Origin of the sequence: Caballeronia sordidicola, from assembly GCF_002220365.1 — a bacterium.
Lineage (GTDB): Bacteria > Pseudomonadota > Gammaproteobacteria > Burkholderiales > Burkholderiaceae > Caballeronia > Caballeronia sordidicola_C.
The window spans coordinates 198,127-224,981 of the sequence record NZ_MTHB01000278.1 but is presented as its reverse complement, the minus strand read 5'-3'; the positions used below and the strand labels follow the sequence as shown (position 1 = coordinate 224,981).

Annotated in this window: 22 protein-coding genes; 6 read left to right on the top strand and 16 right to left on the bottom strand. The window is 60.4% G+C overall.

Annotated features, from left to right (window positions below; genetic code table 11):
* Nucleotides 1–119: 119 nt before the first annotated feature.
* Entirely contained in the window at nucleotides 120–566 is a 447-nt protein-coding gene (locus tag BSU04_RS41110) for a DMT family transporter (protein WP_179258610.1), read from the bottom strand.
* A 10-nt stretch (nucleotides 567–576) separates the two neighbouring features.
* Nucleotides 577–1,761: a Gfo/Idh/MocA family protein gene (locus BSU04_RS41105; RefSeq protein WP_179258609.1), complete on the bottom strand. Its 1,185-nt coding sequence runs from the start codon at nucleotides 1,759–1,761 to the stop codon at nucleotides 577–579.
* Nucleotides 1,762–2,247: 486 nt separating this feature from the next.
* Here BSU04_RS41105 and BSU04_RS41100 point away from each other — a divergent pair, with 486 nt between their 5' ends.
* Nucleotides 2,248–3,777: a serine hydrolase domain-containing protein gene (locus tag BSU04_RS41100; protein ID WP_256983859.1), complete on the top strand. Its 1,530-nt coding sequence runs from the start codon at nucleotides 2,248–2,250 to the stop codon at nucleotides 3,775–3,777.
* A gap of 31 nt (nucleotides 3,778–3,808) precedes the next feature.
* Here the strand turns inward: BSU04_RS41100 and BSU04_RS41095 are convergent, their stop codons facing one another.
* The 12 genes from BSU04_RS41095 to BSU04_RS41040 form a co-directional block, all read right to left on the bottom strand.
* On the bottom strand, nucleotides 3,809–4,726 hold the full coding sequence (locus tag BSU04_RS41095) for a LysR substrate-binding domain-containing protein (RefSeq protein ID WP_089165922.1): 918 nt from the start codon (nucleotides 4,724–4,726) through the stop codon (nucleotides 3,809–3,811).
* Between the two features lie 146 nt (nucleotides 4,727–4,872).
* On the bottom strand, nucleotides 4,873–5,940 hold the full coding sequence (locus BSU04_RS41090) for an ornithine cyclodeaminase (protein WP_089165921.1): 1,068 nt from the start codon (nucleotides 5,938–5,940) through the stop codon (nucleotides 4,873–4,875).
* Nucleotides 5,941–6,019: 79 nt separating this feature from the next.
* Nucleotides 6,020–7,141, bottom strand: a complete 1,122-nt coding sequence (locus tag BSU04_RS41085; protein ID WP_089165920.1) for a succinylglutamate desuccinylase/aspartoacylase family protein — start codon at nucleotides 7,139–7,141, stop codon at nucleotides 6,020–6,022.
* A gap of 142 nt (nucleotides 7,142–7,283) precedes the next feature.
* Entirely contained in the window at nucleotides 7,284–8,201 is a 918-nt protein-coding gene (locus BSU04_RS41080; protein WP_089165919.1) for a LysR substrate-binding domain-containing protein, read from the bottom strand.
* Complete coding sequence (locus tag BSU04_RS41075; RefSeq protein WP_089165918.1) at nucleotides 8,198–10,009, bottom strand: dipeptide ABC transporter ATP-binding protein; 1,812 nt, start codon at nucleotides 10,007–10,009, stop codon at nucleotides 8,198–8,200. Before BSU04_RS41075 ends, BSU04_RS41080 begins: the two co-directional genes overlap by 4 nt.
* A complete protein-coding gene (locus BSU04_RS41070; RefSeq protein ID WP_089165917.1) occupies nucleotides 10,009–10,842 on the bottom strand; it encodes an ABC transporter permease in 834 nt (277 codons plus the stop codon). Before BSU04_RS41070 ends, BSU04_RS41075 begins: the two co-directional genes overlap by 1 nt.
* Before the next feature lie 7 nt (nucleotides 10,843–10,849).
* Nucleotides 10,850–11,791, bottom strand: a complete 942-nt coding sequence (locus BSU04_RS41065) for an ABC transporter permease (protein ID WP_089165916.1) — start codon at nucleotides 11,789–11,791, stop codon at nucleotides 10,850–10,852.
* A gap of 8 nt (nucleotides 11,792–11,799) precedes the next feature.
* Nucleotides 11,800–13,356: an ABC transporter substrate-binding protein gene (locus BSU04_RS41060; protein WP_089165915.1), complete on the bottom strand. Its 1,557-nt coding sequence runs from the start codon at nucleotides 13,354–13,356 to the stop codon at nucleotides 11,800–11,802.
* A gap of 500 nt (nucleotides 13,357–13,856) precedes the next feature.
* Nucleotides 13,857–14,591 (bottom strand): ABC transporter substrate-binding protein, encoded by a 735-nt coding sequence (locus BSU04_RS41055; RefSeq protein WP_089165914.1) that lies wholly within the window; start codon nucleotides 14,589–14,591, stop codon nucleotides 13,857–13,859.
* A gap of 37 nt (nucleotides 14,592–14,628) precedes the next feature.
* Complete coding sequence (locus BSU04_RS41050; RefSeq protein ID WP_089165913.1) at nucleotides 14,629–15,522, bottom strand: GntR family transcriptional regulator; 894 nt, start codon at nucleotides 15,520–15,522, stop codon at nucleotides 14,629–14,631.
* Nucleotides 15,512–18,157 (bottom strand): aconitate hydratase AcnA, encoded by a 2,646-nt coding sequence (gene acnA, locus BSU04_RS41045; protein ID WP_089165912.1) that lies wholly within the window; start codon nucleotides 18,155–18,157, stop codon nucleotides 15,512–15,514. Before acnA ends, BSU04_RS41050 begins: the two co-directional genes overlap by 11 nt.
* Before the next feature lie 72 nt (nucleotides 18,158–18,229).
* Nucleotides 18,230–19,147 (bottom strand): LysR substrate-binding domain-containing protein, encoded by a 918-nt coding sequence (locus BSU04_RS41040; RefSeq protein ID WP_089165911.1) that lies wholly within the window; start codon nucleotides 19,145–19,147, stop codon nucleotides 18,230–18,232.
* Nucleotides 19,148–19,294: 147 nt separating this feature from the next.
* Here BSU04_RS41040 and BSU04_RS41035 point away from each other — a divergent pair, with 147 nt between their 5' ends.
* Both BSU04_RS41035 and BSU04_RS41030 read left to right on the top strand, forming a co-directional pair.
* Entirely contained in the window at nucleotides 19,295–20,146 is an 852-nt protein-coding gene (locus tag BSU04_RS41035) for a class II aldolase/adducin family protein (RefSeq protein ID WP_089165910.1), read from the top strand.
* A gap of 115 nt (nucleotides 20,147–20,261) precedes the next feature.
* Nucleotides 20,262–21,623 (top strand): MFS transporter, encoded by a 1,362-nt coding sequence (locus BSU04_RS41030; RefSeq protein ID WP_089165909.1) that lies wholly within the window; start codon nucleotides 20,262–20,264, stop codon nucleotides 21,621–21,623.
* A 9-nt stretch (nucleotides 21,624–21,632) separates the two neighbouring features.
* On the opposite strand, the gene BSU04_RS41025 is transcribed toward BSU04_RS41030, so the two are convergent.
* On the bottom strand, nucleotides 21,633–22,325 hold the full coding sequence (locus tag BSU04_RS41025; RefSeq protein WP_089165908.1) for a GntR family transcriptional regulator: 693 nt from the start codon (nucleotides 22,323–22,325) through the stop codon (nucleotides 21,633–21,635).
* 253 nt (nucleotides 22,326–22,578) lie between these two features.
* Here BSU04_RS41025 and BSU04_RS41020 point away from each other — a divergent pair, with 253 nt between their 5' ends.
* The 3 genes from BSU04_RS41020 (at nucleotide 22,579) to BSU04_RS41010 (ending at nucleotide 26,322) form a co-directional block, all read left to right on the top strand.
* Nucleotides 22,579–24,120, top strand: a complete 1,542-nt coding sequence (locus BSU04_RS41020; protein WP_089165907.1) for a Rieske 2Fe-2S domain-containing protein — start codon at nucleotides 22,579–22,581, stop codon at nucleotides 24,118–24,120.
* A gap of 83 nt (nucleotides 24,121–24,203) precedes the next feature.
* Nucleotides 24,204–25,193 carry a PDR/VanB family oxidoreductase gene (locus tag BSU04_RS41015; RefSeq protein ID WP_089165906.1) on the top strand — a complete coding sequence of 330 codons (990 nt, stop codon included), beginning with the start codon at nucleotides 24,204–24,206 and terminating at the stop codon, nucleotides 25,191–25,193.
* Nucleotides 25,194–25,452: 259 nt separating this feature from the next.
* Entirely contained in the window at nucleotides 25,453–26,322 is an 870-nt protein-coding gene (locus BSU04_RS41010; protein ID WP_089165905.1) for a substrate-binding periplasmic protein, read from the top strand.
* A gap of 166 nt (nucleotides 26,323–26,488) precedes the next feature.
* On the opposite strand, the gene BSU04_RS41005 is transcribed toward BSU04_RS41010, so the two are convergent.
* Entirely contained in the window at nucleotides 26,489–26,854 is a 366-nt protein-coding gene (locus BSU04_RS41005) for a hypothetical protein (RefSeq protein WP_256983858.1), read from the bottom strand.
* Nucleotide 26,855 lies beyond the last annotated feature (1 nt).

Below are 26,855 nucleotides of genomic sequence, written 5' to 3'. Positions count from 1 at the left end.
GTGCGGCGCGATAGACGTGGGCGGCAGATAAGCTTAAGTGATGGATTGGCTGGTCGCTGCTTCGGGCGGTGGCTTGCCAAACCATCTGGATCACTTATTATGTAGTGCTGTCAATCCCGCTAAAAAACAGCGATCAGTACCACGCCGATCACCGATAACCCCGCACCAATAATCCGGAGCCCGGTTGCGGGCCGCACCTCGAATCCCAGCAAGCCGAAATGGTCCAGCAGCACAGAAGTAATGACGGCCGAGATCACAACGATGGTGGTGAACGTGGCGGAGCCAAGCTTCTTGGTAATCAGCAACGAGCACATCAGGAACAGCGCATTGCAGATACCGCCTATATACGCCCACCAAGGGACATCTCCAAGTTTCGCGGCCGTAGCCTTGAGTTGAAACCCGAGAAACGGAATGCAGGCGAGCAGACAAAGCGTGCCGATCGTATAAACAATGAACGCGGCGACAATCGGTGCCTGTGTCGTCTTGAGCAACGCCGAATTGCTGCCGGACTGCAGCGGGTTGGAGATACCCGCCAGAACCGCGAAAAGAGCCAGGAGCCAGTGCACGAATGGCCCCTTATTCGTCGGAAAAGCGGGGATCGCGAAACGCGTCCGGCCCCGCTATGGGTTCTAACAAGACCGGGCGATTGTCCGCCGCAGACCTGTAGATTGCTTCCATGATGCGCTGGTCCTGCAGGCCCTCTTCGCCGGGCGTACCGGGTTTGCGGCCGGTCAGCACGCATTCGGCCATGTGATCCATCTCTGTGCCGAACTGGTTCTTGTCCTCCGACACCCGCTCCTCCATGACCTCCACATCCTCCCGTTCGGCGGACCGGTGATTCACGTAGAGCCGGATGCCTTTATAGGAAAAGGCGGGGTCCAGCTTGACGCTCGCTTTCTGGAAGTAAAGCCGGGCGTTGCGGGATTCGTGCGCGTCGTAAGCCGACGAGCAGCGCCCTACAACGCCGGAAAGAAACCGCATCTGCCACGCTACATTCTCTTCGACCTCCGTAAAGCGTGGGTCGCCCGGCGTGCTCCAGATCCAGGCCATCACCTCGACCGGTTCCTCGCCCGTGACAAAGCGTGCGAAGTTAAGGCAGTAAAGGCCGATATCCGGCAACGAACCACCGCCGGCCAGCTCACGCTGGTGGCGCCACTGGCTTGCCTCGTCCTGCACCTGGCCGTTGTGCGCTTCAATGATCTTCAGGCTCCCGAATTCTCCCGATCTGACGAGCCTGGCGATGTCGCGATTGTGGGGTTCGTATTGCAGCCGGTAAGCGACCATCAACAAGACGCCGGCGTCCGCGCAGGCGCGCACCATCTCAAGCGCTTCGGCTGACGTGTTGCTTAGCGGTTTCTCGCACAGCACATGCTTGGCCGCGCGCGCCGCTTGCTTCACCTGCTCGTGATGCAGGCCGTTGGGCGTCACAATGTAGACCGCTTGAACGTCGTCGTTCTGCGCGAGCTTGTCCCATTCGTCGTAGCCATAGACGGCGTCTGCGGGCGCGCCGTATTGACCAAGGATTCGACGTCCCTTGTCCTTGTCGCCGGTCATGACGGCCGCAAGCCGGCAAAACTTGCAGGATGCGAGGGCCGGCAGGATCGAGTCGAGGCTGAGCCGGCCGAGGCCGATGACGGCGAAGCCGACGCGACGTTCAGGCGCAAGCGGAGGGAGTTCAGGCGCCGCTCGCCGCTCAGATGCAGCGACAAACGGCGGACGTGCTTCGGGAGGATCCTGAGCGGGTAATAGCGAGCGGGACATGTCTGCTCCATGTGTCAGTGATGCTTCGGCAGCATCGATGGACTTGCATCGAGCAACGCGCGTTCCTGTCATTTGCCCGTCAGTCGGGCACGTCGAAGCCTGTCGCCGCAGTCCTCGCGCCTTTGGTAAAACTTCGGCAAAAAACGGGGCGGACAAATCCTGGTCGATTGCTCCCGTTCACTCTTGCAGCGTGACAGCGAACGCAGCAGCTTGAAGGGAGGCACAAGCGGGGCACTCTGTAACGGCGGCGTTGGATCGGGAGGTGATCTGATTTTCTGCAGGTGATCGGCGAAACGGGCTTCCTTGAGCGTCGGGTTGCACCTAGCATCGCGTGATACGCGCCCTTGCGCGTCCTCGCGGCTGAAAATGCTGCGGGTGCAAAGTGCTGCGGGTGCAAAGTGCTACGGGTGCAAAGTGCAAAAGCGCGAAAATGCAAACAGGCTCGCGGCCGAAGCCACATCCCATTTTTCAACAGCAGGAGAGACGATGTCGGACAATTTCATGGAATGCGGCGCTACGTCTGCCAGCGATCTCACCACGGCTCAGCAAGCCGATGGTCTGACGCGCGCCGATCCGTCCGCGCTCGGCGTGGATGCCGATGCCATCGTCGCCTTCCTGAACGACGTCGAGGCAGACGGCCTCGACCTGCACGCCTTCATGCTTCACCGCAACGGCCGAGTGGTTGCCGAGGGCTGGCGCTGGCCGTATCGGCCCGACCGGCCGCGCAACCTGCACTCCGTCGTCAAGAGTTTCACCGCATGTGCGATCGGGCTGGCGCTCGAGGAGGGTCTCTTCAAGCTCGACGACAAGGTGGTCTCGTTTTTCCCCGAGGTCGTTGTCGAACCGGATCAGGGTTGGTTGACAGAGATGACCATTGAAGACCTCTTGACGATGCGCGTGGGTCATGCGGGCGAGACATCCGGGGCAGCGTGGCGATCGCTGAACACGAGCTGGATAGCGGAGTTCTTCAAGATCCCGATTGAGCAGGAACCGGGAACGGCCTTCATGTACACGAGCGCTGCCAGCTACATGTTGTCGGCCATACTGAGCCGCGTGACGGGGGTGACGCTCCACGAGTATCTCAAGCCGCGAATCTTCGAACCGATGGGCATTCAAGGCGAATCGTGGGATATCGGTCCGGACGGTATCAACCCCGGTGGCAACGGCCTCATCGCGCGAACAGCAGATCTCCTAAAGCTGGGTGTCCTGCATGCGCAAAACGGCTTATGGGAGGGCAAGCGTCTGCTTCCCGAAAGCTGGGTCGCTGCCGCAACGAGCGCGCACGGCGAACCTGTGAAATACGGCTATCACTGGTGGACGCGGCCTGACGGTACTTATAGCGCAATCGGCAAGTTCGTCCAGATGACGACGATATTCCCGTTGCACGGCGCAACGCTCGCCGTTACTGGTGCGATAGAGGGCAGCGCAAAGTTGTTCCCGCATATCGACCGGCATTTTCCGGTGGCGTTTCGCGATCAAATTCGTGAACACATCGAAGACGGGGCTTCTGCCGATGCACGGCTCAAAGCGAGGCTTGCCGACTGGCAAAGTCCGGATGCGCCGGCACCGTGGAAAGCGCCTTTCGAACAGGCGGGTGCAGTCACGGATGGGGCACGCGCGCCAGGACAGACGGACCGCTTCCTGATGCATCCCAACCGCCAAGGCGTGAGCGAACTACAACTCGAATTCTCCGGCGATACATGCGTGTTTCGTCTTACCGACGCGCGCGGCGAACATATCATTGTTGCCGGGTTAGGCCGGTGGCTGGAGGGTCGCACCGACATGCCCGGCAGCGATCTTCATCATGGCTATGAGTTCGATAACAGTCCGGTCGTCGCCCGTGCATGCTGGCTGGATAAAACGCGCCTGCAAATGACCTGGATCTTCGCCGAGACCGCTTTCCGTGACACCGTGATCTGCGAGTTCTCGGGCAAAACGATAACGTTCAAGCGTGAGGTGAACATCAACGGTCGGGCGCTGCGTCATGAGGACCTGACTGGCTTACTCGCGAGCTAGGCCGAAACTGATAGTCAATGCATGGCGCCCTTCACGAACCGGCGCCATGCAGCAAGCGCGAGTAGGACACTAGCATGCTCGCGAGCTCCTGCGCGACCATGGTCAACGGCGAGGACCGTCGGCTGATAAGACAGACATCGCGTGGGTCGAACGCTTCGCGAATCGGGATGTTGATGATCGAATTCGAGAACAGCTTCAACTCGACCAGCACGCGCGGCTCGATGGTCAAGTAATCGGATTCGCAAACAATGTGCAGCGTCTCCAGCAGCGATTCCGCCGTGACGACGATCCTGGGCTCCCCCAGGCCTTCTGCTCGAAAGAGGCTGGTCAGGCGGTTCTCCGCCCCACCGACAATCCCCGCCGGCCGGATGCTGACCCAGTCGCAATCCTTCAGATCGTGAACGGAGGTGGCCTGCGCCTGGGGATGACCCTTGCGCGCGATCACGCCCGGCGTCGACCGGTAGAGGCGTTCTATGTCGAGATCGACGTCGCTGACTGGCGGCGCGAGCGGGCACAGCGCGAAGTCGAGTCGGCCGTCACGGATCTTCTCTATCAGCATTTTCGCGTAGCCGCTGGTCACATGCACGCGTACGCGCGGAAAGCGGGCAATAAAACGCTTGAGGACGGGCAGCAGGGATTCTGCAAGCGGCTCGGACGTAACGCCGAGCGCGATTTGCCCCTCGGGTTCTCCCGACGACTGTTGCATGTCCTGCATCGCGCGTTGGCAATCGCGAATGATTGCGTTCGCACGAATGAGGAAAGTCTCGCCCAAGGTCGTCACGCTAATACCCTGATGTGAGCGGTTCAGCAGCGTCACGCCGAGTTCGGCCTCAAGGCTCTGGATGGCTTGCGTCAGCGTGCTTTGCCCGATGTCGAGCGCTCTTGCCGCGGCACGGAAACTGCCTTGCTCCACGACCGCGCAAAACACCCGGAGCTGGATCAACGTCATGAAAAACCCTCTGGAATAAGTGCAACGCTCGCCCGGTCTCCTGCCATGCTGGCCGGCGGGAGCGATGAGATCGGCATGTGCCAAGCATAGCCTTCCAGAAAGCCAACGTGTACCGCTGAATCCCGATGTTCCGATGCCTCGATGCGTCAGGCAGCCTGAAAGAGATCTTGTACGCGTTCGTCGCTTTCAACGGCGCTGGAGGATGCAACGAGCGAGTAGAGGTCCTTGCAGTTTGAAGGCTGCGCGATCAGGTCGATCCGTGTGCCAATTCCCTCGGTGCGCACGAGATCGTTAAGGTAACGCAACGCCGAAAAGTCTTCCAGCGCGAACCCGACTGAATCGAATACGGTCACCTGTGTGTCTGATTCGCGGCCTTGCACTTCTCCGGCCAGCACGCGCCAGAACTCGATCACGGGCGAGTCGGAGGGAAGCTGCTGGATGTCGCCCTCTATGCGCGTCTGCGGTTCGAACTCCACCATCACGCGCGCGCCGTTCAGCACGTCGGCGTGCAACTCGGTCTTGCCGGGGCAATCGCCGCCTACAGCGTTGATATGCATCCCCGCTTCAATCATGTCGGGCGTGAGAATGGTCGCGTTGGTTTTATCGGCGGTCACCGTGGTGACGATATCAGCGCCTCGTACGGCCTCGCGTATCGATGCCGCGCGCGTGAGCGTCAGCCCCTTGATGCCGGACAGGTTGCGGATAAGTTTCTCGGTGGCGGCGGGGTCCGTATCGAACACGCGAATATGCTCGATGCCCAGCATATTCTTGAACGCCAGCGCCTGGAACTCGCTTTGCGCGCCGTTGCCGATCAACGCCATCGACTTCGATCCCGGCCGCGCAAGGACACTTGCGGCGAGCGCGGAGGTAGCCGCCGTGCGCAGCGCCGTCACGATGGTGAACTCGCTGAGAAGCAGGGGGACACCGGTGGCAACATCGGCGAGTACGCCGAATGCCATCACGGTCAGCAAGTTGGCGCGGGTATTGTTGGGATGCCCGTTCACATACTTGAAGCCGTATAACGTGTGATCGGCAACGGGCATCAGTTCAATGACACCCTCTGGCGAATGCGCTGCCGTGCGGGGCGATTTGTCGAACTCGGGCCAGCGCAGGTAGTCGGCGCGGATGTAGTCGGCGAGGGTGTGGATGAAGGTTTTCGGGCCGATCTTGCGAAGCAGTTGCCTGATGTCGTTGACGTCGATATATCGAGTCATGGTGCGTTCCTGAATGATGAAATGAACTTGAGGGGCTACATGGGTGTGTTGTGTGCGAGATCGATGCCTGGCGTGGAAGTCAGGCGCCGAGCAGCTTGCCGGTGCGTTGAGGCGTGGCGCCGGTGACGCGGCCAAGCGGATCGCCGTGCTTCACGAAACGCACGTCGCGGCGCATGTAGAACACGCCGCTGGTTTTGCTGTGAACGGTGGTGATCACGCCGCTCGTTGTATCGATCACGTCGAAGAGCGGCTGGCCCATGTCGATCACCTCGCCAAGCTGCGCGCGATGCACGAGGATGCCGCTTGCGGGCGCGAGAAACTGTTCGCTGCCGGCAAGCGGGGTGGCGGGGCCGACAAGCTCGGGCAAGGGCGGCGCAATGCCGTCAATGAAGCCTTGATGCGTCAAGTAGTCGATGATCGCCTGCGCGTCCTGCCGCGCCATTTCATACGAGACATCACGCTGCCCGCGATGCTCGACCGTGACTGACACCGTGCCGGCCGGAATCGGATAGTGAGCGCCGAATTGCTGCTTCAGTTGCCACCATGTCAGGCTTTGCGCCTCATCGAACGAACTGGCGCCGGAGTCGTACGCGAGTAGCGAGGCCACCGCACCGAGATACCGTGCGAGCGGTTCCGCCTCGGCCCAGATCGCCTGGCCGGTGTAGATATGCATGGCGGCTTCGCGTGAGCAGTGCAGGTCCAGCACGATGTCCGCATCGTGCGCCAACAGCATGAGCTGGTGTTGCAAGCCGTCGAATAACGTGGCCGGTCGCCGCGCGGTCAGCGCTGCTTTCCAGGCTTGACGAATGATGACGAGATTTTCGCCGGCATCTTGCGTGAGCTTGCCTTCGAGCGCTGCCGCAATCTTGCCGGCGAGCATGGGGAAGTCGCGGTTGTAGTTGCGGCCGCTCGCGAAGTCGAAGCGGCCGACGGGAGCGCCGAACAACCATTGGCTCAGTCCAAGCGGATTGGCGTTGCAGACCAGCACGACTTCACCGCGAAGCTTGCCGTCGTCTTCAAGGCGGCGCAACTGCTCGAGCAGCGTGAGTGCGACCATCACGCCCGGCGTTTCATCGGCGTGCAGGCCGGCCTGGATGTACACCTTCCTGTTACCAGCAGCACCCGTACCGAACTGGTGACTCGTCAGATGGTACGCGGCGCCTGCGGTCGCGTGGGGCAAGGCATGGGAGGTGCTGTTCATGGGAAGGAAATAGGCTCGTAGTTTCGGCAAGGTCATCTTACGGGGAGTTCACGCGGCGCAGAAGGCAGCCTGACCGATCGGGATCAGCCTGGCAGATCGCCTGCCGCACGAACCTGCAGTCGGGTTTGTTTCGCCGTCAGGATCAGGTGCTCGTGCCTCGCAAAACGCGCGAGTAAGACAGGAGCATGCTCACAAGCTCCTGCGCGACCGTGGTCAATGGCGACGCGCGGCGGCTGATGAGGCAGACGTCACGCGGATCGAACGCTTCTCGAATCGGGATGGTGACGAGCGACGGTGAAAACAGCTTGAACGCCGGGAGTACCGCCGGCTCGATGGTCAGGCAGTCGGTTTCGGAAACAATGTGCAGCGTTTCCAGCAACGATTCCGCCGTGAATACGATTCGTGGCGCCCCGAGCGCTTCCGCCTTGAAGAGACTGATCAACCGGTTCTCTGCGCCACCGGCAATGCCCGCGGGACGGATGCTGACCCAGTCGCACTCCACCAGCTCGCGCACGGACGTGACATGTGCTTGGCGGTGGCCCTTGCGCGCGATCACGCCCGCGTCCGAGCGGTACATGCGCTCGATGCTGAGATCGACGTCGCTTACATGGGGTGCGAGCGGACACAGCGCGAAGTCGAGCGCGCCATCGCGAATCTTTTCGATCAGCATCTTCGCGTAGCTGCTGGACACATGTACCCGCACGCGCGGAAACCGTTCGATGAAACGCTTGAGTACCGGCAGCAGGAATTCCGCGAGCGGCTCGGAGGTCACGCCGAGTGCGATGTGTCCCTCCGGTTCTTCCGTCAAAGGCCTCATGTCCTGCGTGGCACGCTCGCAGTCGCGGATGATCGCGTTGGCACGGACCAGGAAGTTTTCACCGAGGGCGGTCAGGCTGATGCCTTGATGCGACCGGTTCAGCAGCATGACGCCCAACTCCGCCTCCAAGCTTTGGATGGCTTGGGTCAACGTGCTTTGAGCAATGTCGAGCGCTCTCGCCGCGGCGCGAAAACTGCCTTGTTCGACGACCGAACAAAATGCCCGGAGCTGGATCAGAGTCACGATGAATGCACTGCTTCAAGCGCAATGCGGTGATCCACAAAGGCTGGTGTGGACCTGAGCGCGGGCGCTGCTACGTCGACCAGCACAGGCATGTCGCGGCCCACCAACTCGGCGTTGAAATACTTGCGGGACGGATCGATGTCGTCAGGCACGGTGCGCGTGATGACCTTGAAGCCGTCATCGCGATTTCCCCGCAACTCAGGCACGGCTTGCAGGAGTCTACGGGTGTACGGATGAACCGGGTTGTCGAAGACGGCGTCGCGCGTTCCCTCTTCAACAATATGGCCCCGGAACATCACCAGCACGCGGTCGGCGATCTGCTCGACCACGCCCAGATCATGCGAGATCAGCAGACACGCAAACCGGTAGCGCTGCTGCAACGAGACGAGCATGTCGAGAATCTGCTTCTGCACGGTGACATCGAGTGCGGACACCGGCTCGTCCGCGATGATCACGGCAGGTCTGCTCGCCAACGCGCGTGCAATCGCCACACGCTGGCGCTGGCCGCCGGAGAGCTGATGGACGAGGCGGCCGGCGAACTCGCTCAAGCCCACGTCATCCAGCGCGTCCGTGACCCGCTGGGCGCGTTGTGCGCGGCTGAGGGTCTTATCGAGCCGCAGTCCTTCGCCAATGAGTGCGTCGACCCGCATGCGTGGATCGAGTGAGGAGTAGGGGTCCTGAAACACCATCTGGACCGAGCGGCGCGCGGCTTGCATTGCGTCATGGCCGGCGTTGAGGAACGGTAGCCCGTTGAGCAGGATTTGCCCTTGCGCGGTCGGTGCAAGCCCGAGGATCGCCTTCGCGATACTTGTTTTTCCGCTGCCCGATTCACCAACGATCGCCAGGGTCTCGCCCGCCTGCACGCTGAACGATGTCGGATGCACGGCCCGCGCGAGAATCTTCCTGAACCACAAGCCGGGCACCCGGTAATCGATCGCCACGTCCTTGACTTCGATGACCGGCGGGGAAGATGAGCTGGGTGAGCCCAACGTGTCCTCATTATCCACGCGCCTTGGCAGCGCTTCGAGCAACTTTAGCGTGTATTCGTGCGAGGGGCGTGCCAGCACCGTCCCTACTGCGCCGGTTTCCACGACCGACCCGCGCCGCATCACGAGCACGTGTTCCGTGTAGGCCGTGACCAACGCAAGATTGTGGCTGATGAAGATCAGCGCGGTGCCCTCCTCGCGCGTGAGTTCGATCATGAGGTCGAGCACTTCTTTCTGCACCACGCAATCGAGGGCGGTCGTGGGCTCGTCCGCGATCAGCAGCTTCGGGCGCAGCAACATGACCGCGGCGAGCAGGATGCGTTGCCGCATGCCGCCGGAAAACGCGTGTGGGTATCGTTTCATACAGCCGGCGGGATCGCGCACGCGAACCCGTTCAAGCATGGCGATAGCCTGCAAACGCGCCGCATCGCGCGCAATGGAACGCCGCCGCATAAGCGCTTCCGTCAACTGGTCGCCAATGCGGATAGCCGGGTTGAGCGAGACCATGGGCTCCTGAAACACCATGCCAATGCCCGTGCCGCGCGTAGCCAGCCATTGCGCCGGCGTATTGCCGAGGACGTCACGGTCCTCGAAGCTGATAGTCCCCGAGACGATCTCCGCACGTTCCGGCAGCAAGCCAAGCAACGCACGCCCGACCATGGTCTTGCCGCTGCCGGACTCGCCCACGAGCGCTAGCGACTCACCTGCGTTCAACGTGAAGTTCACGTCGTGCGTAACCTCTTTGATCGCGCCTGTTTTGTCGGGGAAACCGATAGTCAGGTTGCTTACCGTCAGCAATGGGTGTTGAACAGGAGCCTTCATCACATTCCCCCCTTCATGCGCGGGTCGAGCAGATCGCGCACCCCGTCACCGAACAGATTGATGCCGAACAAGGCAAGCGAGATAGCCGCACCCGGGAATAGCACGACCCAGATTGCCTGGTCGATAGCCGTGCGGCCGTCGGCAAGCATGCCGCCCCAAGTAGGCTCGGGCGCGGGCACGCCAAGACCGAGAAAACTGAGTGCGCTTTCGGCAAGGAGCGCCGAACCGAACAGCGAAGTCGAGAAGACCAGCAACGGCGCCACGCAATGCGGCAGGACATGGCGAAGAAGGGTCCATGCGCCGCTATTGCCCATGGTTTGCGATGCCACCACGAAGTCACGCTGGCGCAGCGACAGCGCCGCGCCGCGCGCAATGCGGCTGACTGACGGCGTGTAGGCCAAGCCGAGCGCGATCACCACGCCCCATTTCGACGGTCCGACCACCGTCATGATGCCGAGTGCGAGCAGCAAGCCAGGGAATGCCATCAGCGCGTCGATCAGCATGGCCGCGACCCGGTCGAACCAGCCGCCGGCGTACCCGCAGACGGCGCCTATCGACGTTCCGGCGAGCAATGCGAACAGCACGGAGCAGACGCTGACAGTGGTGCTGACACCGGCGCCCGACATGATCCGGGACAGGATGTCCCGGCCAAATTCGTCGGTGCCGAACCAGTGTTGCAGCGACGGCGGCGCGTAACGCGCATGAATATTCACGTCGAGGGGACCGTAGGGCGTATAGACGAGATTGACCACCGCGATGAGCAGCAGGAGGCCGACGAGTACGGCTCCGATCACGAGGTTGGCGCGCCGGGCGCGCTTGGGAGAGGAGGGCATGGGCGAGTCAGAGCTTGAGGCGTGGATCGAAGATCGGATACAGCAGGTCGACAACGAGATTGGTCAGCACATAAAGCAGCGCGATCACAAGAAGGCATCCCTGCACGACGGGATAATCGCGCGAATAGATGCTTTCCACGAGCAGGCGCCCCATGCCCGGAAGTGTGAATACGGTCTCGATCACGGCGCCCCCCGCGAGCAGGTGACCGAGCACGAGACCGATCACGGTGAGCGTGGGACCGAACGCGTTAGGCAGCGTATGGCGCAGCAGCACGCGCCGTTCCGACAAACCTTTGGCGCGTGCGTGAGCGATATATTCCAGCCGCAGGACTTCGATGCTGCTCGCCCGCATCATGCGTGTCACGACCGCGATTTCTCCCAGCGTGACCGCTATGACCGGCAGCACGAGGTATTTGAACGATGCCCAGCCCACCTGTGAAAACGGCTGGTAGCCGAAGGTAGGCAGCAGGTGCAGCTTCACGCCAAACAACCAGATGAGCAGGATGCCGGCCCAGAAACTCGGTATGGAGACCAGCATGATGCTGCCCATGACCACCGCGAGATCTCCGCGGCGGTTTTGCATCCAGGCAGCGAACAGGCCGGCGGGAATGGCGATCAGGCAGGCGAGGAAGGTCGCCGCGAGCACGATCTCGGCGGTCACCGGAAAGGTTTCGCGGATCAGTTCCAGCACCGGCTGATGCCGGACGATCGACATGCCGAAGTCGCCCGAGAGCAGATGCGAAACCCAGATCACGAATTGCGCGGGGATGGACTGATCGAGACCAAACGAGTGGCGCATTTGCTGCAGCAGCACCGGGTCGTTGAGGTCACCGAGCATGAGCGAAGCCGGGTCGCCGGGAATGGCGCGGATCATGCCGAATACGAGCAGGGTCACGATAAAGACAGTCGGGACCGCCATGGATAATCGCTTGATGATGTAGCTGAGCATCGGCTTGCCTAGTTCTTCGTCACGTTGAAAAAACGCTGCAGGCCCAGGGGCCAGGTCGTCACGCCCTGCAACCGGTTGCTCACAAGCGTCAGGTCGGGCGTGTCGTTGAGCACGATCATGGGCACGTCGTCCATCATCATCTGGTGCAACTGTTCGAAGACCTGCTTTCTGGCGGCGGGGTCGGTCACGCCGTCGATGCTGCGCAGCAGCGCGCGCGCCTTAGGGTTCTCCCACTGCACCATGGGATTCTTGGACTTGTCTCCGAGTACATCGCCGTACATCAGCGCAGGCTCGATGCGCGCCGAGTAACCAAATGACATCAACTGGAAATGCCCCGAACGGAAGTCGTTCACCTGGGTGCCCCATTCGACCACCTGCAACTTGACTTTGATACCCGCCTGGGAAAGCAGCGATTGCATGTACACCGCGCTCGAATACATGTGCACATAACGGCGGTTGGTTTCTAGCGTCAGGGTCTGGCCGGCATACCCGGCTGCCGCGAGCAGACGCTTGACCTCGGGCAGGTTCTGCTTATAGCCCACTGCGTCGCCGGCGGTATAGAGCGCTTCGGCATCCGGCGTCAGCGATGAGTTGTAGCGTGCCAAGCCGCCGCTGACCGCGTTCACCACGCCCGGCAGATCGACGGCAAGCGCGATCGCTCGGCGGATACGCACGTCGGCGAGCAAGGGGTCGCGCGTTTGCATCAGAAATGCAGCGGGGTCCGCTCCCGGCCCCGCTATCACATGCCAGTGAGGATCAGATGGCGGCCGGGTGTTCTCCGATATGTGCATCATGTCGATTTGTCCGGACATGAGCGCGGAGACTTGCGCCGCTTCGTCCGGAACGGCGACGAAGCGCACGTTCGCCCGTGGATGCTTCGCGCCTGCCAGTCCGCTTGGCGGCTCGGTGCGCGACCGGTATTGGGCGAACGGTGTCAGCAGGACGTATTGCCCTTGTTTCCACTCGCTGAATATGAACGGACCGGTTCCCACCGGCTTCAGCCACGTGCCGTTCTTGTCGAGGCTCGCGGGACTCAGGATGGCGAGCGGGCAGCGTGGTTCCGTCATGTGGGTGAGAAAGAGCGCGGACGGCCGGTCGAGTTCGAACACCACGGTACGCGGATCGGGTGTGGTCACGGCAAGCACCTTCGGACCCCGGTGTCCGTCATAGTTGCCGCGGCAGACGTAGCCGGACTGCGGCTTCATGAAGTAGTCATAGCTCCATTTGACATCGGCGGAGGTGAACGGCGTGCCGTTGTGGAACACCACGCCATGACGCAAGTGAAACGTGTATTGCTTTCCGTCCGGCGAGATGTCCCAACTGTCGGCAAGCATGGGTGCGATTGACGAGTCGCTCTTGAGCGCCACCAGCGATTCGACCACGTTAGCGAGGATCTCGTCCGTAAACGTATTGCGTAGCACGTTGCCCGGCATGGACGTGGTGGTGTCGGTGTTGATGGCAAAACGGATTTCAGGAAACGCCGGGGCAGCGGCGCTCGGCTGTGCCCATCCGCTGGCGGGCAGGGCCGCGATTGCCAGTGCACCCGCCATTGCTGCGCGCTTCATGGACTGAATTCGGCGGTTTCCCACGCGGCGCGCTGCAAGCCGGCGAGGGGTGGGAGACACGGGAATTGCCATCAAACGTCCTTCGGGAGGGGATTGCACAACGCTTAACCATGCGATGAATGGATAGGAAGCGATCGTAGAAGCTCATATTCCCGTTGGGAAGAGCAGTCCTGCCGATCGGCGGCCGATATTCGGATCGCCCGGGAAACCAGCACTAGACAGCCGTTTATTGATGTGGCTTGCGGTTGGGGTGGAGTGGCTGTGCGGTAAGGGAAAACAAGGTGCCAGGCATGCGGATCATGATCGCCGGAAGTGTTCCCCATCAGATGCCATGCTCAGCCGGGAAGGGTATTCAGTAAAAAGTGAGGAAACCAAAATAAAACAATTGACCTGCCTTTTAACCGTCAACTAAAACCACGATATTCCAGAAAGGAAACCTTATCGCGTCAGGCGCATTCGGTTGTGGGCTTCTCGGTGCTTACACAACCGTGCCCGAACCTTCAGCACGCGGGTGCTACCGACGCACCGCCAATCTTGTGGCGCTCCAGTGAGTCCGCAACGAAGCCCGACGCTTTCATCTCTTCCACGAAACGCCGGAGATACTCAGCCGCAGCGTTACCACGGCTCTTCGGCAATCCCATTGCTTGCTGGATCACCATGAATCGCTCGTCGAGCAATCGAAGGCCCGAGTTTTTCGCTGCATCGCTTTCGAGTTGTTGTTTAACGCCTGCGGCAACCTCCAGCGCCTGTTCGAGAAACGCCTGCACGACGGTGGGTGACGTAGGCGCACGAACGATCTGTGCGTGCTTGAGTTCCCGCGATAGAAACAGATCGTAAGCGCTGCCTTTACCTACCGCGACGCGCGTGTTGGCGCTATCGACTTCGCTGTTGTGTTGTATCGGAGAGTCGCTGCGGACCATATAAAAGCCTTCGATCAGTACATACGGCGCAGTGAACGCAATGTTTGCTCCTCGCGCCGGATCGATTGCGAAGAAGCCGACATCCGCGCGTTCGTCGCTGACTGCTTCAACGGACTTTCCCGCGGTATCGAAGACCACGAGATCGACGGATAGACCTAACCGCTTGCCGAGCTCCCTCGCCAGGTCGATAGAAACACCGGCCGGCTCGCCACTGACGGCGTCCTTGTTGGCGAGAATCGGATTGCCCAGGTTGATGGACGCGCGCAGCGTGCCGGTGGGCGCGAAAGCGGACAGCACTGATGAGCCGGTTGTCATGGAGTCTTGAGCAATGGAAGGTTGGCGGAAACCGCACCTAAGGTTCAAGAATGTCGCCGATCCGCGAAAGCGCGTCGAGCGTGTGTTGAAGATGTTCACGCAGCGCCTCGGAGGCTTCTTCGTTACGTTCCTTCTCAAGCAGCGCCAGGATATGCAGATGCTGCTTGCAATGTTTCTTGTACCGCTCGCGGTGCTGCATCGATCGATATGAAAGCAGGCGGCGCACTCGGTTCACGCGTTTGATCGTGTCGATGAAAAACGCGTTCCCGGATGCCTCGACCAACGACTCATGAAAGCGGACGCCGCGATCGTGCAACTGATCCGCCGTGTCCGTCTCAATACCGCCGTCAAGCAAATGCCGCTCCGCCGCACGGCAGCGCTCGAGCACCTTGGGGTCCAGCCGGTAACCGGGTTCAAGAAGCGCAGCCGGTTCGAGCGCCAGACGCAAGCGGTACGATTTCATCAAGCTGTCGGGCGTCGTCAGCATGGCGGAGAATTGCCACCCATACCCTGGCTTGCGTTCGGCCCAGCCTTCCTGCGCTATGCGCCCGAGAACTGCTGTGAGTTGGGTCGCCGTCAATCCGTAACGAGTCTTCAGCATTTGCTCCGACACCTCGTCGGGCAACGCACTTTTCAGGCGATCATCTGCGATACGGAAATACGCGCTCGTGACTAGGTCCGGGCCGTTCAAACGAATGGAATCGGCGGCGTCCGTCACCCATTCAAGTGCCAAGTCTGCCACGAAAAATCCGCGATTGCGCTCGCGGCTCAGCATGCCCTTTTCTTGCAGCAGCGAGAGGGCTTCGTTGACCGGCGAGCGGGACAGCCGGAGGTGGTCAGCGATCTTTTGCGCGGGCAGATGACTGCCCACTTCCAACTCTTCGGTCCTGATCCATTCGACTATTTGGGCGGCTATCGATCTATCGTTCATGCTTCCATTTTTTACCTTGAGCGGCCAGGGTCTTCTGCAAGATAAACGGAATGACGCCGCCACAGCGCAGCAATGCGACTTCCAGTTGCGTTTCGACAGCTGCCGTCACCTCGTAGGATTCAACGCTTGCATCTGCCCGCGCGATCTTTACATCGACCCTGCAACGCGGCGCGAGTTTATCGGAAGGCGCGCTCACTTCTACCTTATCATCCGGCTGGATGTTCAGCTTGGCTGGGCTGATGCCTGCCGGCCACCGAAGCGGCAAGATGCCCATGCCGATCAGGTTGGACCGGTGAATTCGTTCAAAGCTTACCGCCAGCACGGCGCGAATTCCAAGCAGGCGCTGGCCCTTCGCCGCCCAGTCGCGGGAAGAACCCGTGCCGTACCGTTCGCCTGCGATGAGCACGACAGCATCGCCTTGCGCTCGATATTGCGCGGCGACTTCGTGAATCGGCTTGATGTCGCCGCTCGGAACGTGCAGCGTATGGGCGACCGGCATGCCGGGTTGCAGGAGGTTGACCAACGATTTGTTATAGAACGCAGCGCGGATCATGACTTCCCAATTGCCGCGACGCGATGCGAACACATTCAGGTCTTCGGGGTCATCGCCGCGTGCGACGAGGAAGTCCGCGACGAAGCTGTCCTTCGGGATGGCGCTGGCGGGCGAGATATGGTCGGTCGTGATGTCGTCGCCGAGGACGAGCAATGGGTAGGCGCTGTACGTTCCCAGCTGCGTGCCTTCGGTCACGGCGGCGAACGGTGGACGCCTTAGCGCGTTGGATTGCGGGTCCCACGGGAACTGTGCGGTGGCGGGTGCATCGATGCCGTGCCACGCGGGATTCTGACGGGCGTTGGCGAACGCGCGCGGATAGTCGTCCGGGTCCGCCGCCAGTTCGAGCAGCGTCGCAACCTCTTCGCGCGAAGGCCACAGATCGCTCAGGAAAACCAATGCGCCGTCCGGCGCGATCTGCACAGGGTCGAGTCTTAGATCGGCTTGCGCGTTGCCTGACAGCGCAAATGCAACGACCAGCGGCGGCGACATGATGAAGCCGAGATCCAGGTCGGGATGAATGCGGCCGGGGAAATTCCGGTTCCCGGACAACATCGCTACCGGATGAATTGCCTTGGCTGCCAGTGCTGCTTTTACGGGTTCGGTGAGCTGGCCGGAGTTGCCGATGCACGTGGTGCAGCCATAACCTACGATATCGAAACCCAGTGCCGACAGATCGTCGAGGAGCCCGGCGCGCTCCAGATACAACGCCGCTGCGGGCGAGCCGGGCGCAAGCGAGGTCTTGATCCAGCCCGGTACTGTCAAGCCCAGCTTGCGCGCTTTGCGGGCCACGAGCCCGGCGGCGATGAGCAGCGCGGGGTCCGACGTGTTTGTGCAGCTTGTGATTGCAGCGATCGCGACAGGATGCTTCGGCATGCCGGGCGCATTGGCCTTGGGCACGAACGCTAACGTCTCGAGTGCCGCGAATGTAGCCGAGTAATCAAGCAGATCCTGAGGGCGTCGCGGACCGGCGACATGCATGCCGATCTCATTCAAGTCGATCTCGATGGTGCGCGTGAAAACCGGCTCGGCGCAGGGATCGAACCACAGTCCCGCTCGCTTGGTAAATACTTCGACGAGCGTAATTGCAGCCGCGTTGCGGCTGGTCGCACGCAAATAATCGAGCGTAGTGTTGTCGACGGGGAAAAAGCCCGTGGAAGCGCCGTATTCCGGCGCCATGTTCGCCACGACCGAGCGTTCGCCAGCAGTCAGCGTGGCGACGCCCGGACCATAAAATTCGACGAATTCGCCGGCAATGCCAATCTCCCGGAGTCGTTGCGTCACCGTCAATGCCAGGTCCGTGGCAAGCGACCCAGGATTGAGCGCACCCGTCAGGTGCACACCGACCACGTCCGGGATGCGCTGCATGACCGGCATGCCGAACATCACGGTCTGCGCTTCAAGGCCGCCCACGCCCCAACCAAGCACGCCAATGCCGTTAATCATGGGCGTGTGGCTGTCCGTGCCGATCAGAGTGTCTGGGGTCGCCCAACGTTCGCCATCGCGTTCCTGGACCGATACGACGGTCGCCAGTTGCTCAAGGTTGATGGTGTGCATGATGCCGGTGCCGGGGGGATGGATGCGCACGCCGGTCAATGCGCGCGACGCCCAGCGCAGGAAGCGATAGCGTTCCGCGTTGCGGCGAAGTTCCTGCTGCAGGTTCATTGGCGCGGCGTCAGCGCGCGCGAAATACTCGACCGCTAGCGAGTGATCGACTGACGCGTCGACTGGAAGAACGGGGTTGAGCGCGCCCGGATCCGCCCCGGCTTCGGCCAGCGCGTCGCGCATGGCGGCGATGTCGACCAGCGCCGGCGTACTCGTCGTATCGTGCATTAGCACGCGGTCGGGCTGGAAAGCGATTTCAACTTCGCTGGTGCCATTTTCCAGCCATTCGAGAATGCCTTCGACCGCAAGCCGGCACTCATCGCCATTCGTATTTCGAATCACGTTCTCGAGCAACAGGCGCAGTACGACGGGCAGCCGGTAAAGCGTTTCGCCGAACATGCCAGGCAGGTCGACAAAACGAAAGGACGCGTTACCGGCAGTCAGCCGCGCCCCGGAGATAAAACGGCGAGTGTTTTCCATTCAACCTATTTTGCATTTTTATATTTAGAAATGCAATATTTTGAATGAGGGCGTCTTGGTGGCAAGCGCTGTTCACAATGCGGCAGCGGCTTGCCATTGCGCGGTCATTCCTGCTATGTCGGCGAGCCAGAGCCGGAACAACTTGACCTTGTCGAGGTTGCGTTCGTTTGTCCGGTACGACAGGAAGTGCGTCTCGCGCATGAAGGGTTTGAAGTGCCCTTCACCAAACTCGATCAGTTCGCCGCGCGCGAATTCGCGTTCGGCGAGACGTGTTGTTTCCAGCGCGATGCCCATGCCGTCCACAGCAGCCGATATGGCCAGTGCGCCGCGATCAAACGAAGGGCGAGGCTTATTCGGGAACGCCAGCCCATTTAGCGTGAACCAGTCTCGCCATGTCACGCGGCTGAGTTGTGAATCGATCAGCGTAAAGTCGGCAATCTGCTGCTCGAGAGACACCCCATCGCGCAACATGCCAGGCGAGCACATTGGCACAATCCGCTCCGCGCCGAGCGGGTACACATGCAGGCCGGGACGCTCGACCGCCATGCCGTAAGAGATGGCGATATCGACCTCATGCATGCGCGTAAGGTCGATCGGCTCCGCGCCCGACGAAAGCCGGATCGTGATGTCGGGATGTGCCTGCATGAATTTAGGCAGACGGGGACCGAGCCATTTCACCGCGAGGCTCGGCGCGCAATGAACGGCCAGCACCTGTGCCTGAGGCGATAACGCCACTTCGCTGCACGCGGCTTCAATCACATCGAATACGCGCCCGAGGCTGTCGAAAAGCCTTCGGCCTTCAGCCGTGGTTTCAACGCGCCGGTTGCGTCGATGAAATAAAGGCAAGCCGAAATACGTCTCCAATTCCTTGACCTGATGACTGATCGCGGACTGCGACAGATGCAATTCCTCGGCCGCCAACGTGAAGCTTTCAAGTCTTGCCGCCGCTTCGAAAGCGCGCAGCAGCACGAAATTCGGTATCCGTCGCATACGCGTGCCGTCTCCGTTGGAATCTTTTTCGCCGATGCATGAATCCTGTTCATCTTTCTATGAACAGTCATCGTTTGTCAATGAGGGTTGCGCGGACGACCATTAAGCCCTGAAAACACTCTCACTTGTCCTACAGGAGAAAGCCAAATGGCGGCTGTCATGGAAGCGCGTTCCGACGCATCGGAAAAGCTGGTGAAGGACGGCAAGGTATCGATTTATCAGCCGGAACAGGACGGGCTGATCTTCCCGGAATTGCCCACGTTCGCGAATCCAGCGGCGCAACGGCAGCACTTGAAGGAACGCCTGGTCGGCGCGTGCAGAGCGTTCGCGCAACAGGGGTTCGACTACGGTTTCGCCGGTCACCTGACTGTGCGCGATCCGGAAAATCCCGGCTTGTACTGGACAAATCCGATGGCCATTCACTTTTCGCAAGTGAAGGTGTCGAACCTGATTTGCGCGGATCACGAAGGCCGTGTGGTCGAAGGCAATCATGCGATCAATCGGGCGGGTTTCGTGCTGCACGCAGCCGTTCACGAAATGCATCAGGACATTGTGGCGATGTGCCACGCGCACACGGTGTATGGCACGGCGTTCGCGGCGCTCGGCAAAAAGCTCGAGCCGATCACGCAGGATGCCGCTGCATTTTTCGAAGACCATGTCGTGATCGGGGACGAAGCCGGTCAGGTCGCGGTGGAAGTGAAAGCGGGCCATAAAGTCGCGAATGCGTTCAAGGGGGTGAAGGCCGCCATTCACCAGAATCACGGTTTGCTGACGGCGAGCCGTCACAGCATAGAGTCCGCAGCATTCTGGTTTATCGCGCTGGAACGTTGCTGCCAACAGCAATTGTTGATCGACGCAACCGGTATTGCGCCGAGGCTCGTCACACCGGAACGCGCCCGCTATAGCCGCGAGCATGTGGGTAGCGAATACATTGGCTGGCTGCATTTCCAGACGATCTGGAATGACCTTGTTGCCCGGCAGCCCGACATGTTCGACTGACCAAGCCACGCGTTGAACGCTATTCGCACAGCACATATCGCTTCAAGCCGGGACGACACAGCCACCGTCAAGAGAGGGCCGGCGTCCCGGTTTATCCGACTCCAGGAGACAAGACATGAATTCCGCTAGTCCCGCCGCATTCAGCAAAAGCGACGAAGCGTCCACGTTTTCCAAGATCACCTGGCGACTATTGCCGTTCCTGTTCCTGTGTTATTTGTGCGCTTATCTGGACCGCATCAACGTGGCGTTTGCAAAGCTGCAAATGCTCAAGGACCTTAATTTCAGCGATGCCGTCTATGGCGCAGGCGCGGGCGTGTTCTTCGTCGGCTACCTGTTGTTCGAAGTGCCCAGCAACTTGCTGTTGTTGAAGGTCGGCGCCCGGCGCTGGATCGCGCGGATCATGATCACGTGGGGAATCATCTCCGCCGGCATGATGTTCGTCACGACGCCAACGAGCTTTTACATCATGCGTTTTCTGCTCGGCGTAGCGGAGGCGGGTTTCATTCCGGCAATCCTGTTCTATCTGACCTACTGGTTCCCTTCGTCGCGCCGCAGCAAGGTGACGGCCCTGTTCATGACCGGTATCCCCATGTCGGGCGTAGTCGGCGGCCCGCTGTCCGGTTGGATCATGAACCACATGGGCGGCATGCATGGGCTTGCTGGATGGCAATGGCTGTTCGTGCTCGAGGGCATTCCGACCGCGATCCTCGGGCTGATCGCGCTGGTCTATCTCGACGACAAAATCAGCGACGCCAAGTGGCTCTCCGCACCGCAGCGAGCCTTCCTCGAAGGCGCATTGGTTGAGGAGCGTTCGGCGCACGTGCTGCATTCCGTGAAAGACGGCCTCATGCATCCTAAGGTCTTGCTGCTCAGCCTGATCTATTTCTTCTTCACGATGGGCCTGTACGGCGTGAGCTTTTGGCTGCCTACGCTGATCAAGGCGAGTGGCGTGGCTGACCCTCTGGACATTGGCCTGTTGAGCGCGATTCCCTATGCCGCGGCGGCAGTGACCATGGTGCTCGTCAGCCACAGTTCGGATGCTCGCGGTGAGCGCCGCTGGCACCTCGCGTTGCCCGGTATGGTGGGCGCGATGGGGCTGTACTTCAGCGTCTCATATGCGCATTCCACGCCGATTGCAATGGTTGCATTGACCGTCGGCACGATGGGTGTGATGACCACGATCTCGCAGTTCTGGGTCTTGCCGCCGGCCATTCTCGGTGGTGCGGCCGCAGCGGCCGGGCTGGCCGTGGCCAACTCGGTAGGCAGCATCTCGGGTGTGGTCAGCCCCTATGTGATCGGCTTGATCCAGACCGCGACTGGATCAACAGGAAACGGCGTGCTCGGGCTTGCGGTGAGCCTGATCATTGGAAGCGTGCTCGTGTTCACGGTGCCCGCCAAACTTGTGAACAGCCGCAAGCGCGAGGCGATGAAGGGCACTGAGCATGTGATGGAAAGCGGCGTGCAGACGCGTGCTTAAGAAGGTTGCTCAAGACTGATGCGCCGCGTCTTCAAGTTCGTCGCCCAGCACTTCGCCCAGCCGTCGTACCAGGTTCTCACGAGCGCGGCTGGTATGGAGGTCGGTAAGTTCCGCGGCACGGCGCGCGTCGCCCGCGGCGATAGCCTCGGCAATTGCCGCGTGTTCATCCCAGATGGATTTTCGCTGGGCCGACGATTGCAGCACGGCGCCCATCACCCGGCGCAGGTGAACCCAGTGAAGATGCGCAGTTTGCGCAATCAACGGATTGCCCGATGCGATGTAGAGGGCGGAATGAAACGCCCAATCTGTGTCGATCATGGCTTTCACGTCGTCGCCCTTTGACGCGCGTCGGCCTTGCGTGATCAATGCTTTGTCGAGCTTTGCGCCGCGTCGTGCCGCAAGACTCGCGGCGAGGGAATCGAGTGCGCCGCGGATCTCGTACAGATGGGCGATCCAGACGGGATCGAGCGGGGTGACAAGAAGTCCGCGTCCTGGCGCGTCCTGCACGAGCCCGTCTTTCTTCAGCAGGCGCAGCGCCTGCAAGACGGGCGACCGGGACACGGCGAGTTGGTCGGCAATCTCTTCCTGCGTGATGCGGGTTCCCGGCGCGAGCGATCCTTCGCTGATGGCGTCGAGCAGCACTTTATAGACTTCATCGACATAGTCGGTACGTGCCTGAAGCTTCAGAAGTTTGGCAACCATGATGACGCTCGATAAGTTTGGATACTGAGTTCAACAGGTTACAGGCTGGCGCCGGACAGCGTCAAACGGATTGACCGGATAGCGCGAAACGGACGGCATCAAGCGTTTACCTGTAGAGACAGCGCGCCATTCCGAATCGTATCTTTGTATACAGAGTTCGGAGTTCAGAGTTTTAAGGATGAAGATATGCGAAGCGGGCGACAACGATGACAACCCGGCTTGGCACGATGGATAAACCCAGCAGAGGATCCCCATGAACATCAAGTCAGACAAAGCAGAAAGTCAGAAAAGCGCCGGTGGCGGCGTGGTGCAGAAGAAGCTGGTGCCGTTTGGCGGCTATTACACCAGCAAGATTCCGGGCCACGATCCAGAGTTGACCGAGACAGGCCCTGGCACGCCGATGGGCGAATACATGCGGGCGTTCTGGCATCCCGTATGCATGTCGATCGAACTCACCGATACCCCGCGTTTCCTGAAGATCCTGTGCGAAGAGCTGGTCGCGTTTCGCGATGGCAGCGGTCGCGTGGGCGTACTGCATGCGCATTGCGTGCATCGCGGGGCCTCGCTTGAATATGGTGCGATTCAGGAGCATGGCATCAAGTGCTGCTATCACGGTATGGTCTTCGACGTGGACGGCACCTGTCTTCACGTGCCGTTTCCGAATGGCGAAGAGAAGGAAGCCGAGAAATATGCGTGCTCAATCCAGCAGGGCGCGTACAAGGCTGTCGAGCGCAACGGCCTGGTGTTTGCGTATATGGGACCGCCCGACAAGGAGCCGCCGTTCCCGGAATGGGAGGGTGACTTTACCGTCGCGCCCGGCGACGAACTCGTGGCCTACAGCAACTTCCAGCATTGCAACTGGCTGCAAGTTCAGGACAACGCCGCGGATAACTACCATCCGACCGCGCTCCACGCAGGCAAGAATGTGGTGAACGGCAAATACCAGGGCACGACGTTCGACGAGGTCGGCGCGAAGTCCATGGAGGTCGCACCCGACATGCATTTCGTGCCGGTGCAGCAAGGCCGCAGTCTTGCCTGCGCGGGAGCACGCCGGGTCGATAAAGACAGGCTTTTCGTGCGCGTCCAGCATCAGGTCCTGCCTAATCTCAGCCTGCATGCCTACACGTCGGAAGATGGGTCGAAGAAGAAGCTGTTCAGCCGTTTCCACATCATTCGCTGGACCGTTCCTGTCGACGATGAAAACAGCAAGATGATCGGCTGGCGCGTGATGGGGCCGGGCATTGATACGCGCGGTATCTGCGATAAATCGCTGGTCGGCTACGAGACGATCGACTTCCTTGAAGGGCAAGTTGCAATGCGTCGTCCGGAGCGTTTCGGCGAATACAAGCTGGAGGACTTGCCGCCCATTCCGCCGAACCATCGTGAGCGCGCGAATTACAAGGACGCTCAATACGCGCCCGGCGATTACGAAGCCATCATCAGCCAGCGGCCGATCGCCGTGCATGCGCTCGAGAACCCGACGAAGTTCGACGCAGGCTTGTTCCTTTTCCGCAAGATGCTGCGTGATGCGGTACGGGGTACGAACCCGGCGGCGTCGGCGGATAACTTTGCGCAATGGTTTCGTGCTAACGCGGGCGCGCCGAATAGTTACTGCTCGGGCAATGTGTTCGATATTCCAGAAGGCGAGACCGTTGAACAGGAGGTGGCGAATCGCCGCAACGTGACCAAGCGCATCGTCGCTATCCTGACGGAAAGCGAGATGCTGAAGGGCGAAGAACGGGCGACGTTTGTGCGTGAAAAATTCGACGCGCTCGAGGCGTCGGTCAAAGGTTGAAGGGGTTTTCGCAAGGAGCAGGGCAACGCGCGTGTTGCCCTGCTCCTATAAAGACCGTAGACGAGGTCGTGCAAGGAAATGTAATGGCAAGTTCAGACTATCCAGCGGACGCCCGCATCCTTGAGTTGATGGTGCGCCAGATCCGCTTCGAAGGCAGGGGCATCAACTCCTACGAGTTCGTCGATCCATCGGGCCGGGTGTTGCCCGCATTCACCGCGGGCGCGCATATCGATGTCCATTTGAGTGATGGTTTCGTCCGGCAGTACTCGCTTAGCAATTCACCCAACGAACGTCATCGCTATGTGATCGCGGTGCTGCGCGACGACGCGGGCCGGGGAGGCTCGAAAGCGCTGCACGACAAATTGCGCGTGCAGGACAAGGTGCGCATCAGCCATCCGCGCAATAACTTCGAACTCGCCGCAGATGCCAGCAAGATCATTCTGTTGGCTGGCGGTATTGGCGTGACGCCGCTGAAAGCGATGGCGCATCGGCTTGAAGAAGCAGGCATTGACTATGAAATGCACTACTGCGCGAAGGATGAAAGCTGCACGGCGTTCGCGGCCGAACTTGCACCGCTGCATGCAAGCGGCAGGCTCCAATTTCACTTCGATAACGGGGATCCTTCGAAGGGACTGGATCTAAAGCGCTTGTTGAGCGAGACCGCGCCCGGCGTACATGTCTATTACTGCGGTCCCGGTGGGTTCATGAAAGCGTGCGCTGCGGCGACCGAGCACTGGACATCCGGAACGGTTCACTTTGAACATTTCAAGGCACCGGAACGGGCGGTGAGTGAAACCGTTGCGGTGGCTGTGGGCGAGTTCATCGTGAAGATTGCCAGCACGGGGCAGCAGATACCGGTGTCAGGGGACCAAAGCATTGCCGATGCGTTGGAAGAGGCGGGCGTGGCGATCGAAACCTCTTGCCGGGCCGGACTGTGCGGCACTTGCAAGGTGCGATATTTATCGGGCCAAGTCGAACACAACGACTGCATTCTTGGAGACGACGAGAAGCAGGAGTATCTGACTACGTGCGTGTCGAGGGCGTCAAGCCGCGAACTCGTGCTCGATCTTTAGGCTGGGAGGCAGCCATGCTGCAGCGATGGTTGCACGCAAAGGGACTGTTCAAGCGTCGGCCCGGACCATACGCGTAAGCCTGGGGCGCTTTACCACGGAGCGGAACGTGGATCGAGCCATTACATGCATTCGGCAGCTAGTGGATCAATGCCTCGTGGTGCAGTAAGGCCGGTATCGCCGGTATGACACAATGAGTGCCCGCTCGAGCCAAAGCTAGCGAAAACTCTGCGGGATCCCAGTGTCAACCGGCAATCCATCTATGCATCGCAGGCGTTTCCTATTGACGGCTTTTAGTGCGACAGGCATGGCGCTCAACGCGCGAGCCGCACAGCCGAAGCATTTCGACATCGTTTACCCGCAAATTCAACCCGGTGGGGACGTGCATGCAGCCTTTGCGTTGGCGGTCCTTGATCTCGCGATGAAGGCGGCCAATGCCGACTACACGGTCCGACAAGCGAAAGTCGTCATGGAGCGGGGCCGGGCGCTGGCCGAGCTTGTAAATGGCGACACGATCGACTTGCACTGGACGAGCATGGACGATCAGGCCGAGCGCGGGTTGAATGTCGTCCACATCCCGATTCACCGCGGCCTGATCGGGTACCGGGTGTTCATCATAAGGAAGGACCGGCAGCCGGATTTCGACCGGATCAACAGCCTGGATGACCTGAAAGCGCTAACCGCCGGGCAGGGACTCGGATGGATCGATACTGAAATCATGAGGCGCGCCGGTCTGAACGTGCAAACCTCGACCTACGAAACGCTTTTCACGATGACTCAGGGCGGGCGGGTTGATTACTTCCCTCGCGGCGTCATCGAAGCGTTCGCTGAACTTGACGCGCGCAAGCATGTAGTGCCGGATCTTGTAGTCGAGAACAGGCTGTTGCTGTTATATCGATCGGATTTTCTGTTCTATGTTGCCCGGGGCCAGAAGGAACTCGCCGCGACAATAGAGCAAGGGTTCACCGCGGCATATCGCGACGGCTCATACATGAAGTTGTTCAACTCCCATCCGTATATCCAGAATCCGTTGAGACAAGCGAACCTGGCAGGCAGGAAGATTATCGGCCTCGACAACCCGTATCTTTCCGAAGCGGACCGCAGGATTCCAGGCGAATATTGGATGCACTGACAAGAGCGAGTGTCGTCCTCATAAGGGCAATGGATCAGCTAACCTCTAATCTACCCATCTGACGAATTGAGACGTACGAGGTACGGTGGCAAAACAATTCCAGCTATATCGCGATGTTGCTGAACGCGGTGCCCTGAGGCCGACAACGTGCATTGACTTTCTCCCGTCAGATCACCGCATGCCGATGACCTAGCGCTAGGAGCAGTTGCGGCCACTCGTCAACGTTGACGTTGTCGTGAAGATCTTCAAGTTCTGTCAGCAGTTCGACAATCTGATCATCGTACGCGTCGACATTTGACGCATAGAGCGCCCGCAGAAGCGCGCCGTCGCGTGCATGGCGATAGTATGCGATGCCGACGCCCTCGATATCCAAGCAATACAGGTCATCGCGAATAAGCGACCCGATCGCGCATTTGCGTCCGTCGCCGCCGCGTAGCCGACAGGATCCGTTCTCGTCTTCGGAGACCGCGCGCTGGGTTAGCAGATGGGCGCTTACGCGTTCATAAATCTCCTTGGCGCTTAGCATGGGCATG

Excerpts from the sequence above, each read along its gene's own strand:
- BSU04_RS41105 (WP_179258609.1), bottom strand. The coding sequence starts at position 1,761 with ATGTCCCGCTCGCTATTACCCGCTCAGGATCCTCCCGAAGCACGTCCG.
- BSU04_RS41100 (WP_256983859.1), top strand. The coding sequence starts at position 2,248 with ATGTCGGACAATTTCATGGAATGCGGCGCTACGTCTGCCAGCGATCTC.
- BSU04_RS41095 (WP_089165922.1), bottom strand. The coding sequence starts at position 4,726 with ATGACGTTGATCCAGCTCCGGGTGTTTTGCGCGGTCGTGGAGCAAGGC.
- BSU04_RS41090 (WP_089165921.1), bottom strand. The coding sequence starts at position 5,940 with ATGACTCGATATATCGACGTCAACGACATCAGGCAACTGCTTCGCAAG.
- BSU04_RS41085 (WP_089165920.1), bottom strand. The coding sequence starts at position 7,141 with ATGAACAGCACCTCCCATGCCTTGCCCCACGCGACCGCAGGCGCCGCG.
- BSU04_RS41075 (WP_089165918.1), bottom strand. The coding sequence starts at position 10,009 with ATGAAGGCTCCTGTTCAACACCCATTGCTGACGGTAAGCAACCTGACT.
- BSU04_RS41070 (WP_089165917.1), bottom strand. The coding sequence starts at position 10,842 with ATGCCCTCCTCTCCCAAGCGCGCCCGGCGCGCCAACCTCGTGATCGGA.
- BSU04_RS41065 (WP_089165916.1), bottom strand. The coding sequence starts at position 11,791 with ATGCTCAGCTACATCATCAAGCGATTATCCATGGCGGTCCCGACTGTC.
- BSU04_RS41060 (WP_089165915.1), bottom strand. The coding sequence starts at position 13,356 with ATGAAGCGCGCAGCAATGGCGGGTGCACTGGCAATCGCGGCCCTGCCC.
- BSU04_RS41055 (WP_089165914.1), bottom strand. The coding sequence starts at position 14,591 with ATGACAACCGGCTCATCAGTGCTGTCCGCTTTCGCGCCCACCGGCACG.
- BSU04_RS41050 (WP_089165913.1), bottom strand. The coding sequence starts at position 15,522 with ATGAACGATAGATCGATAGCCGCCCAAATAGTCGAATGGATCAGGACC.
- acnA (WP_089165912.1), bottom strand. The coding sequence starts at position 18,157 with ATGGAAAACACTCGCCGTTTTATCTCCGGGGCGCGGCTGACTGCCGGT.
- BSU04_RS41040 (WP_089165911.1), bottom strand. The coding sequence starts at position 19,147 with ATGCGACGGATACCGAATTTCGTGCTGCTGCGCGCTTTCGAAGCGGCG.
- BSU04_RS41035 (WP_089165910.1), top strand. The coding sequence starts at position 19,295 with ATGGCGGCTGTCATGGAAGCGCGTTCCGACGCATCGGAAAAGCTGGTG.
- BSU04_RS41030 (WP_089165909.1), top strand. The coding sequence starts at position 20,262 with ATGAATTCCGCTAGTCCCGCCGCATTCAGCAAAAGCGACGAAGCGTCC.
- BSU04_RS41025 (WP_089165908.1), bottom strand. The coding sequence starts at position 22,325 with ATGGTTGCCAAACTTCTGAAGCTTCAGGCACGTACCGACTATGTCGAT.
- BSU04_RS41020 (WP_089165907.1), top strand. The coding sequence starts at position 22,579 with ATGAACATCAAGTCAGACAAAGCAGAAAGTCAGAAAAGCGCCGGTGGC.
- BSU04_RS41015 (WP_089165906.1), top strand. The coding sequence starts at position 24,204 with ATGGCAAGTTCAGACTATCCAGCGGACGCCCGCATCCTTGAGTTGATG.
- BSU04_RS41010 (WP_089165905.1), top strand. The coding sequence starts at position 25,453 with ATGCATCGCAGGCGTTTCCTATTGACGGCTTTTAGTGCGACAGGCATG.
- BSU04_RS41005 (WP_256983858.1), bottom strand. The coding sequence starts at position 26,854 with ATGCCCATGCTAAGCGCCAAGGAGATTTATGAACGCGTAAGCGCCCAT.